We start from the raw sequence: 13582 nt of genomic DNA, 5'->3' as shown, positions 1-13582 counted from the left end.
GCTCTCTTTATTTGCCGGATTCTTTACTTCACGCAGATGGTTTCGATCTCCACCAGTGCGCCCCGGGGCAGCGCACCGCCGTCGAGAGCAGATCAGAACTTTTTCCTGCCCACGCAGGCCATACCGGTGACACTCAGCAGAGCGCTGACTGCATAGATGCCCATACCGGCGTCGAAGGTCTTGGGGCTGCCCTTGGTGCCGTCGGTCTTGGTGTCGGTGGTAGTAGTGGTGGAGTTGTAGTAGTAGCGGGGCGGCTGGGGAACGGTGTAGGAGTCACCGGTCACGGGCACGCCATTGACTGTCACGGTAGTACCCTGATTGGGAACGACCACCACACCCGCAGGAACCTCAGTCAAAGCTGCATTGCCCTTAACAACGGTAACCGTCTCACCACTTGCTGCATTACGCACAGCCGCGTTTGCCGCAGTCGTTCCAATGTGATATGTACCATCACCCGTCAAAACAACAGGCGCAGTCGCTTCTGTATAGGCCGTAATATCGCTATCGGAGGTGCCTCCAACAACTTTGATCACATCGGTGTCCGTCGCATCAGAAACCAAGCTGCCAGCATTGCCCGCAGCATCCTTCATCACCACCTGCGTATCGCCGCTGATGGTCATTTCCGTATGGCCACCGTAATTGTTGCTAATACCCATCAATGCGGTAGAAGCGCCCTTACTCTCCAGCGTACCGCCAGAAATATTGAAGGTCTGCGTACCAAAATAGCCGGCATTGAAGCAGGCCGTGTTCGTCGCAACTACCTTACCGCCAGTCATAGTAACCTCAGAGTCTCCGATAGCTGCCACAACAACACCTGCGCCGGGGTTAGCCGGACTCACTTTGATCTCGCCGCCCTCGATCTTGAGTTTCGAGTTCATCAGCATAATGCCAAACTTGCCCAAGTCAAGCTTTCCGCCAGTCCCGCTGTCCTTAATGGTAAACGTAGCCCCATTCTGGACTTCAAAAGCGTTCTGACTGCCAACAGTCGTCACGGTCACGGTTTTGCCGTTCAAATCGATGGACACATTCTTCGTGATCTGAGTGTTGGAATTTATCGCAGCATTCGCCTGCAGCACGATGGTCTCGTCCGCTTGCGCCGCCGCGATAGCATCCGCCAGCGTAGCATACCCGGTCTCGCCGATTTTTGCGATATTCGCAGTAGTTCCCTCATCATCCGCCCAGGCGGTGGTGGTGACGCCGATGGCCATGACCAGCGCCAGGATAGTCGCCAACAACTTTTTCATAAATGCCCTCCTCTTATTTTTGGCATTTTTTGGATATTTCGTTATATCCTTATATAAATATATACTCCAATGAATAAATTGTCAAGCCCATATACACTTTATAAAATGTATAGCAGAATATCTCAGGAGGTGTATCATGGGCAAGGTCTACCTGACGCTGGACGAGGTACTGACCCGGCGCAGTATCAGCCGCTACGAGCTGGCCAAGCGCACCGGCATCCGCTACCCCATCATCGACAACTACTATAAGAACAAGGTCGTCCGCTACGACAGCTACGTGCTGGAAAAGATATGCTCTGCCCTGGACTGCACCGCCGCCGACCTGATACGCTACGAAAAATAAAGCGAGGAAGCCCTGCCGGACTTCCTCGCTTTATTTTTGCCGTTTTATATCGGCGGAGATCTTTGCTTACTTCACGCAGATGGTTTCGATCTCCACCAGTGCGCCCCGGGGCAGCGCACCGACCTCCACGGCGCTGCGGGCAGGGTACTGCCCCTCGGTGAAGAACTCAGCGTAGACCGCGTTCATGGCGGCGAAGTCGCCCATGCTCTGCAGGAATACGGTGGTCTTGACCACATTGTCCATGGTCAGACCGGCGGCTTCAAGGATGGCCTTGATGTTGGTGAGTACCTGACGGGTCTGCTCGGTAATGCCGCCGGGGACGAACTCGCCGGTAGCCGGGTCAAAGGGCACCTGGCCGGACGTGACCAGGAAACTGCCGCAGTCGATGGCCTGGGAATAGGGACCGATGGCGGCGGGGGCATTGGTGGTGGCAATGATCTTCTTCATGGTGATGACCTCCTGTAAGCTGCATGTACCCGGCGGACACCGGGCGCACTCTCTGTCTCTCTTATACCACATTCCGGCGGAAATGGCAACCGTTTCCCGCAAATCGCGCCCATCGTTATCTGTTTCATTTATCATGTTCCCCGACAAAAATCCGCCGCCATTTTGCTGTATTTTTCGGCACGATGTCTAATTTCCGCTAAAACTTTTTGCGATTTCCCCGCAATACAGCATTCTGCACAAAAATATATTCCGAAATTATCTGTTTTAGCTACAATTCCAATTGATAGCGAGCTGGCGCATTTTGCCGTTACCACCGTCGGGTTCAGATATGTTACCCTTATGGCAAAGGGCCGTATGGTCCTGTACACTTTATTGTTACATTATAGTGCAAGGAGGACGACCCATGCAGAACAAGGATTGCGGCTTCGGTACAAAAGCCATTCACGCCGGAAACGTGAAGGACACCCAGTACGGCGCACTGACCACCCCTATTTTCCAGACCTCCACCTTCGTATTTGACAGCTGTGAGCAGGGCGGGCGCCGCTTCGCCGGTGAAGAAGCGGGCTATATCTACACCCGCCTGTCCAACCCCACCACCTCGGTGCTGGAGGCCAAGGTCGCTGCCCTGGAAAGCGGTGAGGCCTGCGTGGCCGCCGCCTCCGGCATGGGCGCCATCTCCTCCGCGCTGTGGACCGTAGCCGGCGCCGGCAAGCATATCGTGGCCGACGGCACCCTGTACGGCTGCACCTTCGCCCTTCTGAACCACGGCATGACCCGCTACGGCGTGGAGGTCAGCTTTGTGGACACCTCCGACCTGGATGCCGTGCGCAAGGCGCTGAAGCCCAACACCTGTGCGGTGTATCTGGAGACGCCCGCCAACCCCAACCTGAAGATCGCGGACATCTCTGCCGTGGCGGCACTGGCCCACGGCTACAACAAGGACATCAAGGTCATCTGCGACAACACCTTCGCTTCCCCGTACCTCCAGCGGCCGCTGGAGCTGGGCGCAGACGTGGTGGTGCACTCCGCCACCAAGTACCTGAACGGCCACGGCGACGTGATCGCGGGCTTTGTGGTGGGCTCCGCCGAATTCTGCAATGAGGTACGTATGTTCGGCCTGAAGGATATGACCGGCGCAGTGATGGATCCCTTCTGCGCCTTCCTGATCCTCCGCGGCCTGAAGACCCTGGAGATCCGTATGCAGAAGCACTGCGCCAACGCCAAGGCCGTGGCGGAATTCCTGTATGACCACCCCGCCGTGGAGAAGGTCTACTATCCCGGCCTGATCGACCATCCCGGCCATGACATCGCCCGCCGCCAGATGCGTGACTTCGGCGGTATGCTGTCCTTCGAGGTCAAGGGGGGCCGTGCCGCCGGCGTGAAGCTGGTGAACGCCCTGCACCTGGTGACGGTGGCTGTGTCTCTGGGCGACGCCGAGACGCTGATCGAGCACCCCGCCTCCATGACGCACTCCACCTACACCGAGGAGGAACTGGCCGCCTCCGGCATCGCCGCCGGCCTGATCCGTCTGTCCGTGGGTCTGGAGAACGCCGAGGACCTCATCGCCGACCTGAAGCAGGCGCTGGACACCCTGTAAACCTTCTCTCCGCGCGAAGAAGCAATAGGACAAAAAAGGAACGCCCTTGGGCCATGGCCCAAGGGCGTTCCTTTTTGTTTACTTCTCCGCAGGGATAGCGGCCGTCTCGGCGGGCGCTGTCGCCGCAGGCGCAGCTTCAGCAGGAACCGCCTCGCTGTCGATGACCACCTTGTCGTCCCGTAGACGGACATGGGCGGTATCGCCGGACTTCAGCTTACCCTCCAGCATCAACTCCGCTACGGCATCCTCCACCTGGTTCTGGATGGCCCGGCGCAGAGGACGGGCACCGTACTGGGGATCAAAGCCGTCACGGGCCAACTCGGCCACGGCGTCATCGTCGGAGATCAGGGTGATCCCCTGCTGCGCCATGCGCTTGCCGGTAACGGTGAGCATACGGCGGGCGATCTCCACGATGTTCTCCTGGGTCAGCTGACGGAACACGATGATCTCATCGATACGGTTCAGGAACTCAGGGCGGAAGGTGTGCTTCAGGTCGGTCATGACCGCCTCGCGGATACGGGCGAAGCGAGCCTCCTCAGTTTCCTTCCCGCCCTTTTCGTCGCCGTCAAAGCCCAGCTTGGCGGCGGCATCGGTGATGTTCCGGGCGCCCACGTTGGATGTCATGACGATGACGGTATTCTTGAAGTCCACCCGGCGGCCCTGGGAATCGGTGACGACGCCGTCCTCCAGGATCTGCAGTAGGATGTTCCACACATCCTCGTGGGCCTTCTCGATCTCATCGAACAGCACCACGGAATAGGGCTTACGGCGCACCTTCTCAGTCAGCTGGCCGCCCTCCTCGTGGCCCACATAGCCGGGAGGCGAGCCGATCAGGCGGGACACCGTGTGCTTCTCCATGTACTCGGACATATCGATACGCACCATGGCGTTCTCGTCGCCGAACATGGACTCCGCCAGGGTCTTGCACAGTTCAGTCTTGCCCACGCCGGTGGGGCCCAGGAACAGGAAGGAGCCGATGGGCCGCTTGGGGTCCTTCAGACCCACACGGCTGCGGCGAATGGCCTTGGCCACGGCGGTCACGGCATCGTCCTGCCCCACCACACGCTGGTGGAGCTTCTCCTCCAGCTTCAGCAGGCGCATGGACTCATCCTCGGTCAGGCGGGTGACGGGAATACCGGTCCAGCCGGCCACCACCTTGGCGATGTCGTCCGCGGTGACGGTGCCCCGGTTCTGGGACAGGCTCTTGCGCCACTTGTCGCGCTCGATGTCCACCTGCTCCTGGTAGTCCTTCTCGATATCGCGCAGCTGCGCGGCCTTCTCGAAGTCCTGGGCGGCGATGGCATCGTTCTTCTCCCGGTGCAGGGCGGTGATCTTCTCCTCCAGGGCCTTCAGGTCCGGAGAGGAGCTCTCGGCGGTCATGCGGACCTGCGAGGCAGCCTCATCCATCAGGTCGATGGCCTTATCCGGCAGGAACCGATCGCCGATGTACCGCTTGGACAGCTGCACCGCAGCGTCCAGCGCCTCGTCGGTGATGGTCAGCTTGTGGTGCGCCTCATAGCGGTCGCGCAGGCCCTTCAGGATCTCCAGCGTGGCCTCGGGGGTGGGCTCGCCCACGGTGACGGGCTGGAACCGGCGCTCCAGCGCGGCATCCTTCTCGATGTACTTGCGGTACTCGTTCAGGGTGGTGGCGCCGATAACGCGGATCTCGCCGCGGCTCAGGGCGGGCTTCAGGATGTTGGCGGCGTCCACGGCGCCCTCGGCGGAGCCTGCGCCCACGATGGTGTGCAGCTCGTCGATGAACAGGATGACGTTGCCGTCTTTCTTCACCTCATTCAGGGTGTTCTTGATGCGCTCCTCGAACTCGCCGCGGTACTTGGTTCCGGCCACCATGCCGCTGAGGTCCAGCGACAGGATGCGCTTGTCCAGCAGCTCCTCGGGCACATCGCCGGCGGCAATGCGCTCGGCCAGTCCCTCGGCGATGGCAGTCTTGCCTACGCCGGGCTCACCGATGAGTACGGGGTTGTTCTTACTGCGGCGGGACAAAATCTGGATGACCCGCTGTATCTCGGTATCGCGGCCGATAACGGGGTCCAGCTTGCCGCTGCGGGCGGCCTCGGTCAGATCGCGGGTGTACTCGGCCAGCGTCTTGTTCTTCTTGTCCGCCTCGCGGTTAGGGGCAGAGGCACCGCCAGCGGCAGCCCGGGGCATATCGTTGAGCTTCTTCAGCACAGCGCTGTACATCTTATTGGGGTCCACGCCCACGGTACGCAGGATACGCAGGCCCATGTTGCCGCCCTCACGGAGCAGGCCCATCAGCAGATGGGCGGTGCCGATGGCGCCGCTGCCCATGCGGGACGCCTCGGACACAGCCAGCTCCACCACGCTCTTGGCGCGGGGCGTCAGGCCCTGACTGGGCGCGGCGCCGGAAACGCCCTTGCCCACGCTGCGCTGCAGCACGGAGCAGACCATTTCATCGGTGACGCCGAACTCACTGAGCACGCGGTGGGCGATGCCCTCCTCCTCACGGATCAGGCCCAACAGCAGATGCTCGGAGCCAACATAGCCGTGGCCCAGATCCTCGGCAGCCTCCTGGCTCAAACGCAGAACTTCCTCTGCACGGGGGGTAAATTTATTCTCAGACATAAAGGAACACTTCCTTTCGATTTGTTATTTTAACATAGCGGAACGGCGTCAGGACGCCTTGCCGCCCAGAGCCTTCAGCTCATCACGCAGGCGGGCGGCGTCCTCATAACGCTCCTCCGCCACCGCGTTGTGCAGCTGCGTCTCCAGCGCGTTGCGCCTACGCTCCAGCGCCAGAGACATAGCCTCGTCCTTCGGCAGCAGCTCCTCGGCGGCGCTGCTCTCCGGGCCGGCGCTCTGCGCCTGCTCCAGCACGTCCACCGGCTGAGGGAACTCCGTCAGCATCCGGCTGCCGAAGCCGCCGAAAAACGGCTCCAGCATACGGAACGGACGGTCGAACCAGTCATCGTCGAACCAGCTGCTCATGCGGCCGGACATGGAACCGGCATAGCCCATGGCCCGGGCACAGTCGGGGCAGAGGTGCGCCTCGGTCACTCTGCCGTTGATATTGGTCTTATAATGGAACGTCGCTTCGTTCTTTCCACAGCGATCACACTTCATAATCATAACCTCCTTACGCCGTCATCAGACGGAATGGATCAAAACTTGCTTGTATATGTCAGCCCGCAGGGCATCCCGGCTCTCCGGAGAGGCACTCTGCAGAGCCCGGCTGCCGGTGGCGGACAGCAACGCCTGTCCCAGCTCCCGGCTGATGGCCTCGGACTGGACCAGGTTCTGGGCGATCGCCCGTGCGCTGGCCGCGTCCAGCCTGTCGCCGATGCTGTTGATAACGTGCATCAGCAGCGTCTGGCGGTCCACCTGCACCCGCGTGATGCGGATGTAGCCGCCGCCGCCCCGCCGGGACTCCACGATGTAGCCATGCTCCGGCGAGAACCGGGTGGACATCACGTAGTTGATCTGGCTGGGCACGCAGTTGAACCGCTGCGCCAGGTCGGCTCGCTGTAGCTCCAGCGCACCGCCCGCCTGGTCTAACTCCTGCTGGATAAATCCAGCGATAATATCGGAAATACCCAAATCCTCGCCGCCTTTCGTTTGCATCTCTCGGTCAAGCTCGGCTCATTTGACTTTGCCTTTCTTTGACCTTGAGCATATATTACACCGCCTTTCCTACTTTGTCAATATGGTAATTTGACTTTCTTTGACTTTTATTGTAAACAATTTGTGAACAGCCAAATGCATCTCTCTGCGGCAATTTTGCCGTTTGCAACCTGAAGTTGCTATACAAACGAAGCTACATCGGTTATAATAGTACCAACAGGCATATCAACAGAGAAAGGAACCGTCTATGAAGAATACAAATTGGAACGACCCCAACTTTCAGGGCTTCGGCCGCCAGCCCCGCCCGAAAAAGGAACGCAAAGCCGTGGGCACGCCCCTGGGCCGCACGCTGCTGAACATCGCCGTCACATTGGTGTTCGCCGCCGTGTATTTCTACATCGTCCTGCCGCCCATCAGTCTGAAAAGTGAGGATTTCTACATCTTCGTACTGCTGGTGTGCGCCGTGTACGGCGGCTGTGCCATACTGACCTCCGGTTTTCAGGGCACCGGTGCCAAGGGCTACTTCACCTTTTTGAAAAAACAGTGCACCGTGCCACTCATTGCGGCCGCCGCGCTGATCGTCACGGCACTGGTGGGCGCGGTGATCGGCTGGCAGCTGTTCCGCGCCGGGGACTACCGCGACCTGCTGACCGTTACCGACGGCGACTTTGCCGCGGAGGTGGAGGAGATCAGCTATGACCAGATCCCCATGCTGGATGCCAACTCCGCCACAAAGCTGGGCAACCGCAAATTGGGTGAGCTGGCGGACATGGTCTCCCAGTTCGAGGTGGCCGACGACTACACCCAGATCAACTACCAGGGCCGCCCTGTCCGCGTCACGCCCCTGCGCTACGGCGATATCATCAAATGGCTGAACAACCGCGCCGACGGCCTGCCCGCCTATCTGCTTATCGACATGGTGACTCAGAACGTGGAGGTCATCCGTCTGGACGAGGGCATCCACTACACCACCGCCGAGCACTTCAGCCGCAACCTGTACCGCCATCTGCGCTTCCACTACCCCACCTATATGTTCGACGAGCCGGCCTTTGAGATCGACGAGAACGGCGACCCGTGGTGGGTCTGCCCCCGTGTCAGCCACACCATCGGCCTGTTCGGCGGCCGTGATATCATCGGTGCCGTGCTGGTGAACGCCGTCACCGGCGAGAGCGCCTACTACAAGACCGGCGACGTGCCCAACTGGGTGGATCACGTCTACACCGCCGAGCTGATCATGCAGCAGTACGACTACCACGGCGCGTATGTCAACGGCTTCATCAATTCCCTGTTCGGCCAGCGGGACGTGACCGTCACCACCGAGGGCTATAACTACATCGCCATCGGTGACGACGTGTATATGTACACCGGCGTCACCTCCGTGGTGTCCGACGAGTCCAACATCGGCTTCATTCTCTCCAACCAGCGCACCAAGGAGACGCGGTTCTATCTGGTGGCCGGCGCCAAGGAGTACTCCGCCATGGACAGCGCCCAGGGGCAGGTCCAACAGATGAAATACACCGCCACCTTCCCCCTGCTGCTGAATATCTCCGACCAGCCCACGTATTTCATGGCGCTGAAGGACGCCGCCGAGCTGGTGAAGATGTACGCCATGGTCAACGTCAGCCAGTACCAGATCGTGGCCACCGGCGACACGGTGGCCCAGTGTGAGGCCAACTACCGCCGCATCCTGGCGGAGAAAGGTCTGGTATCCGCCGATGACGCCGATCTGCCCCTGACGGGCCAGAACGAAGTCACCGGTGTGCTGGAGGATATCCGCTCCGCCGTGGTGGACGGCAATACCCTCTACTACCTGCACCTGACCGGTGACGAGCACTACTACGTCATCTCCGCCGCGCAGCAGCCGGAGGTGGTCATCTTCAATGTAGGCGACAGCGTCGCCATTCGGTACGCTGAGGGCGAGGGCACCATCCTCACCGCCGACAGCGTCACCCGCACCGCCGCGCAGACCGCTCCCGTTGTCGAGGAAACCGAGACTGACGGTGCCGCGTAAAAGCGCATAAAAAAGAGCACCCCCCTTGCGGGGGTGCTCTTTTTTGCATCACTTGATCTCCACGACCTCGTAACCGGCGTCGGTGACAGCCTTCTTCAGCGCCTCGTCACTGGCGTTGCCGGTGACCACGGCGGTCCCGGACGCCAGATCCACGTCCGCCTGTACGCCCAAGGCGGTCAGCGCCTTCTCCACGTGGGAGACGCAGTGGGCACACATCATGCCCTTGATGGTGATGGTCTTTTTCATAGCGGTATCCTCCTTACTGCTTTCGTTATTATTTATATTTTGCACCAGCTGTGGCTCTTTTGCAGTCGGCGTTTCCTCCCGTCTGCGGCCCCTCCAGCCCCGCAGACGCAGGGCGTTGCTGACCACGCACACGCTGCTCAGGCTCATGGCCGCGGCGGCGATCATGGGGTTCAGGGTGATCCCAAAGGCCGGGTACAGCACACCCGCCGCCACCGGGATGCCCACAGAATTATAGAAGAACGCCCAAAACAGGTTCTGACGGATATTCCGCAGGGTGGCCCGGGACAGGGCTGCCGCGTCGGCGATATCCATAAGGCTGCTCTTCATCAGCACGATGTCCGCCGACTCGATGGCCACATCCGTGCCTGCGCCGATGGCCAGGCCCACATCCGCCGTCACCAGCGCCGGGGCATCGTTGATGCCGTCGCCCACCATGGCCACCCTCTTGCCCTCGGCCTGCAATTCCTGCACCACCCGGGCCTTGTCCTGGGGCAGCACCTGGGCGATGACCCGGCTGACGCCCACCTGCCGGGCAATGGCGTCCGCCGTGCGCTGGTTGTCGCCGGTGAGCAGCACCACGTCGCAGCCCATCTCCCGCAGGGCGGCGATGGCGGCGGCGCTGTCCGCCTTGACCACGTCCGCCACGGCGATGACCCCCAGCAGCGATGTACCTGCGGCGATAAACAGCGGCGTTTTACCGTCCTCCGCCAGTCTGGCCGCACCGGATTTCATCTCCTCGCTGACGGCCACTGCGGATGCCTCCATAAAGGCCTCGTTGCCCGCCAGCAGTAATGTACCTTCCGCCCGGGCGGCAACACCGCCGCCGGCCACGGCGGCAAAGTCGGACACCGGCCGCAGGGCCAGTCCGCGCTTTTCCGCCTCGGCCACAATGGCCCCGGCCAGCGGATGCTCGGAGGGCTTTTCCAGCGACGCGGCGGCGGACAGCAGCGTGTCCTCGTCCATGCCGCCGGCGCACAGCACATCCGTCACCCGGGGCTTACCCTCGGTGACGGTGCCGGTCTTGTCCAGCACCACCGCGTCCACCCGGCCCATCAGCTCCAGGCTGGCGGCGGACTTTACCAGAATACCCTGCTCCGCCGCCTTGCCCGTAGCCACAGTGATGGCCACCGGCGTGGCCAGGCCCAGGGCGCAGGGGCAGGAGATCACCAGCACGGCGATGGCGATGGACAGGCAGAAGCGCACACCCATGCCGCCCACCGCAACCCACAGGATAGCCGCCAGCAGCGCGATGGAAATGACCACCGGCACGAACACGGCACTGATCTTATCCGCCAGACGGCTGATAGGTGCCTTGCCGCTGGCGGCCTGCTCCATCAGCTGAATGATCTGGGACAGAGTGGTATCCGCACCTACCCGGTCCGCCGTCAGCTCCAGATAGCCGCCGGTGAGGATGGTGGCGGACACCGCCTTGCCGCCCACAGTCTTCTCCACCGGCATACTCTCGCCGGTAAGGGCGGACTCGTCCACGGTGCCGCTGCCCGCCGTCACGGTGCCATCCACGGGGATACGCCCCCCCTGCCGGACGATGACCGTCTCGCCGGCCTTGATGTCCTCGGTGGGGACGGTGACCTCCTTGCCGTCCCGGCGCACCACGGCGGACTCCGGCGCCAGCGCCAGCAGGGCGGTGATGGCCCCGGTCGTCTTGCCCTTGGAGCGCTCCTCCAGGTACTTACCCACCGTCACCAGCGCCAATATCATACCCGCCGACTCGAAGTACAGGTCCGGCATACCCGTGACCTTTCCCGCCGCCAGCAGGCCCATCTCGATCAGGCTGTACACCAGCCCCGCCGCCGCGCCCAGCGCCACCAGCGAGTCCATATTGGGCGCGCCCTTGAACAGCCGGGAAAATCCCACGGTGAAATAACTGCGGTTCAGGATCAGGATAGGCACCGTCAGCGCCAGCAGCACAAAGGCCGACAGCAGGGGCCGCGTGTGCATGAACATAGGCACCGGCAGCCCCATCATGTGCCCCATGCTCAGGTAAAACAGCGGCACCAGACACACCACCGACCACAGCAGCCGGCGGCCCATGGCCTTTACCGCGGCGTCCTGCTCCGCGTGCAGGTCCCGCCGGGCCTCACTCTCCGGCGCCGCGCCGTAGCCCGCCGCCGTCACGGCGGCCACAATGGCGGCGGGATCCACATTTTCGTCCCTGTCGCACACCAGGGAGCCCAGCATCAGATTTACCGACGCGCTGTGTACGCCGGGCACCGAAGCCGCGGCCCTTTCCACATGGGCGGCGCAGGCGGCGCAGGTCATGCCGGTGATGACGAATTTCTCTGTCATACTGCCATCTCCTTATTTCATCAGCTTTTGCAGCGTGGTCACCAGCTCGTCGATGACCTCGTCGTCCCCCTGTCGGATACCATCCGCCACGCAGGTGCGGATGTGGGTAGCCAGCAGCTCTTTACTAAAGCTGTTCAGTGCCGCGCCCACGGCGGATACTTGTATCAGAATGTCGGGACAGTAGGCGTCCTTCTGCAGCATCTCCTGCAGGCCCCGCACCTGCCCTTCAATGCGGCACAGGCGGTTCAGGAGTTTTTTCTGCTCCTCTGGTGTGCGGTGCTTGGTCTTTCCCTGGCAGCAGCAACAAGTATTTTCCACAGTCGTATACCTCCTGGGGGTATTTTTGATCACGGTCGCATTATATACCCCCACCGGGTATTTGTCAACGTTTTTCTTTGGGCCGCACCAGCAGTGCCGCCAACAGGGAAAACACTACCGCCGCGGCGATGCCGCCGGAGGTGGCGGTCAATCCGCCGGTGAGCACACCCAGCAAGCCGTCCTCCGCCACCGCTTTGGCCACGCCCTTTGCCAGCGAATAGCCAAAGCCCGTCAGCGGCACGGTGGCCCCGGCGCCGCCCCAGTCCACGATATACTGATACACACCCACAGCCTGCAGCAGCACACCTGCCACCACATAGCCCGTCAGAATACGGGCCGGGGTCAGGCTTGTCTTGTCCAGAATGATCTGGCCCACGGCGCACAGCAGCCCGCCGCAGAGAAAGGCATTGAGATACTCCATCACGCATCCTCCTTCGTCCGGTCCAGCACCACCGCGTGGCAGATGCCCGGTATGCTCTCCCCTTGAAATGAACTGGTGGGGCTCAGCAGCGCCCCGGTGGGGGCGAACAGCACCCGCCGCCACCGGCCCCGGCGCATCTCCGGCAGCAGATAACCGCAGAGCACCGCCGCAGAGCAGCCGCATCCGCTGCCGCCGGCGTGCATATCCTGTCTCTTCCGGTCATAGAGCACCAGTCCGCAGTCGGTGTAATTCTCCAGCGTCACGCCTTCCCGGGCGAACAGCTCCAGCACGATGCGGCTGCCCACATCGCCCAGGTCGCCGGTGAGGATCAGGTCATAGTCCCCGGGTACGGTGCCGGTGTCCCGGAACACCGCCTGCAGGGTGTCGAAGGCCGCCGGTGCCATGGCCGCGCCCATGTTGGTCATGTCCGTCACGCCCAGATCCACGATGCGTCCCCGGGTCACATGGGTGATATACGGTCCCTCCGCCTGGGCCCCCAGAATGCAGCACCCCGCCGCCGTGGCCGTCCACTGGGCAGTAGGAGAACGCTGGCTGCCGTAGGGCAGAGGCATCCGATACTGCCTCTCCGCCGTGCAGAAGTGGGAGGAGGTCTGCGCCGCCGCCATACGGACCGCGCCGGAGGCCACGGCCATAGCGGCCAGCGACAGTGTCTCCCCCATAGTAGAGCAGGCCCCATATACCCCATAGAAGGGAATATTGAAATCCCGCAGGGCAAACGTGGCCCCAATGTTCTGGTTCAGCAGATCCCCGGCGAAGGCGCAGTCCACGTCCTCCGCCGCCAACCCGCCCTTTTGCAGGGCCAGACGCAGGGCATCCGCCTGCATCTGTGCCTCGCCCTGTTCCCAGGTCTTTTTCCCACAGAAGGCGTCCGTCCCCACAGCGTCGAAGCAGCCGCCCAGCGGCCCCTCGCCCTCCAGCTTTCCCGCCACCGCCGCAAAGCTGACCACTCCCGGCGGCTGCAAAAACCGGCAGGTCTGCCGGCTCAAGCGTTTTACGTCCATGATACGCACCTCGCAAACATAGCATT

At 61.8% G+C, this 13582-nt stretch carries 12 protein-coding genes; 3 read left to right on the top strand and 9 right to left on the bottom strand.

Annotated elements, in window-relative coordinates; all coding sequences use genetic code 11:
• Positions 1-92: 92 nt before the first annotated feature.
• Positions 93-1244: a hypothetical protein gene (locus tag ACOMDU_RS10745; protein ID WP_421130303.1), complete on the bottom strand. Its 1152-nt coding sequence runs from the start codon at positions 1242-1244 to the stop codon at positions 93-95.
• Positions 1245-1380: 136 nt separating this feature from the next.
• Here ACOMDU_RS10745 and ACOMDU_RS10740 point away from each other — a divergent pair, with 136 nt between their 5' ends.
• Positions 1381-1587, top strand: a complete 207-nt coding sequence (locus tag ACOMDU_RS10740; RefSeq protein WP_421130302.1) for a helix-turn-helix domain-containing protein — start codon at positions 1381-1383, stop codon at positions 1585-1587.
• 66 nt (positions 1588-1653) lie between these two features.
• On the opposite strand, the gene ACOMDU_RS10735 is transcribed toward ACOMDU_RS10740, so the two are convergent.
• Positions 1654-2034 carry a RidA family protein gene (locus ACOMDU_RS10735; RefSeq protein ID WP_022136052.1) on the bottom strand — a complete coding sequence of 127 codons (381 nt, stop codon included), beginning with the start codon at positions 2032-2034 and terminating at the stop codon, positions 1654-1656.
• Positions 2035-2437: 403 nt separating this feature from the next.
• On the opposite strand from ACOMDU_RS10735, the gene megL reads away from it, so the two are divergent.
• The gene (megL, locus tag ACOMDU_RS10730) at positions 2438-3631 is read left to right on the top strand and encodes a methionine gamma-lyase (protein WP_421130301.1); all 1194 of its coding nucleotides are present in this window, start codon (positions 2438-2440) and stop codon (positions 3629-3631) included.
• Between the two features lie 78 nt (positions 3632-3709).
• Here megL and ACOMDU_RS10725 read toward each other — a convergent pair whose 3' ends face one another.
• The 3 genes from ACOMDU_RS10725 to ACOMDU_RS10715 are packed head-to-tail and all read right to left on the bottom strand — an operon-like array spanning position 3710 to position 7207.
• A complete protein-coding gene (locus ACOMDU_RS10725) occupies positions 3710-6235 on the bottom strand; it encodes an ATP-dependent Clp protease ATP-binding subunit (protein ID WP_421130300.1) in 2526 nt (841 codons plus the stop codon).
• Between the two features lie 48 nt (positions 6236-6283).
• Positions 6284-6733, bottom strand: a complete 450-nt coding sequence (locus ACOMDU_RS10720) for a UvrB/UvrC motif-containing protein (RefSeq protein ID WP_421130299.1) — start codon at positions 6731-6733, stop codon at positions 6284-6286.
• A gap of 24 nt (positions 6734-6757) precedes the next feature.
• Positions 6758-7207, bottom strand: a complete 450-nt coding sequence (locus ACOMDU_RS10715; RefSeq protein ID WP_421130298.1) for a CtsR family transcriptional regulator — start codon at positions 7205-7207, stop codon at positions 6758-6760.
• 271 nt (positions 7208-7478) lie between these two features.
• Between ACOMDU_RS10715 and ACOMDU_RS10710 the strand changes: the two genes are divergently transcribed.
• The gene (locus tag ACOMDU_RS10710; protein WP_421130297.1) at positions 7479-9242 is read left to right on the top strand and encodes a CvpA family protein; all 1764 of its coding nucleotides are present in this window, start codon (positions 7479-7481) and stop codon (positions 9240-9242) included.
• Positions 9243-9290: 48 nt separating this feature from the next.
• On the opposite strand, the gene ACOMDU_RS10705 is transcribed toward ACOMDU_RS10710, so the two are convergent.
• The 4 genes from ACOMDU_RS10705 to spoVAD form a co-directional block, all read right to left on the bottom strand.
• On the bottom strand, positions 9291-11795 hold the full coding sequence (locus ACOMDU_RS10705; RefSeq protein ID WP_421130296.1) for a heavy metal translocating P-type ATPase: 2505 nt from the start codon (positions 11793-11795) through the stop codon (positions 9291-9293).
• A 12-nt stretch (positions 11796-11807) separates the two neighbouring features.
• A complete protein-coding gene (locus ACOMDU_RS10700) occupies positions 11808-12113 on the bottom strand; it encodes a metal-sensing transcriptional repressor (protein WP_421130295.1) in 306 nt (101 codons plus the stop codon).
• Between the two features lie 64 nt (positions 12114-12177).
• Complete coding sequence (spoVAE, locus tag ACOMDU_RS10695; protein ID WP_421130294.1) at positions 12178-12534, bottom strand: stage V sporulation protein AE; 357 nt, start codon at positions 12532-12534, stop codon at positions 12178-12180.
• Positions 12534-13556: a stage V sporulation protein AD gene (gene spoVAD, locus ACOMDU_RS10690; protein WP_022136061.1), complete on the bottom strand. Its 1023-nt coding sequence runs from the start codon at positions 13554-13556 to the stop codon at positions 12534-12536. Before spoVAD ends, spoVAE begins: the two co-directional genes overlap by 1 nt.
• Positions 13557-13582 lie beyond the last annotated feature (26 nt).

It is taken from the genome of Vescimonas sanitatis, assembly GCF_049060325.1.
Classification (GTDB): Bacteria; Bacillota; Clostridia; order Oscillospirales; family Oscillospiraceae; genus Vescimonas; species Vescimonas sanitatis.
The sequence above is the reverse complement of the archived record's forward strand: the minus strand, read 5'-3'. Positions and strand labels throughout refer to the sequence as shown.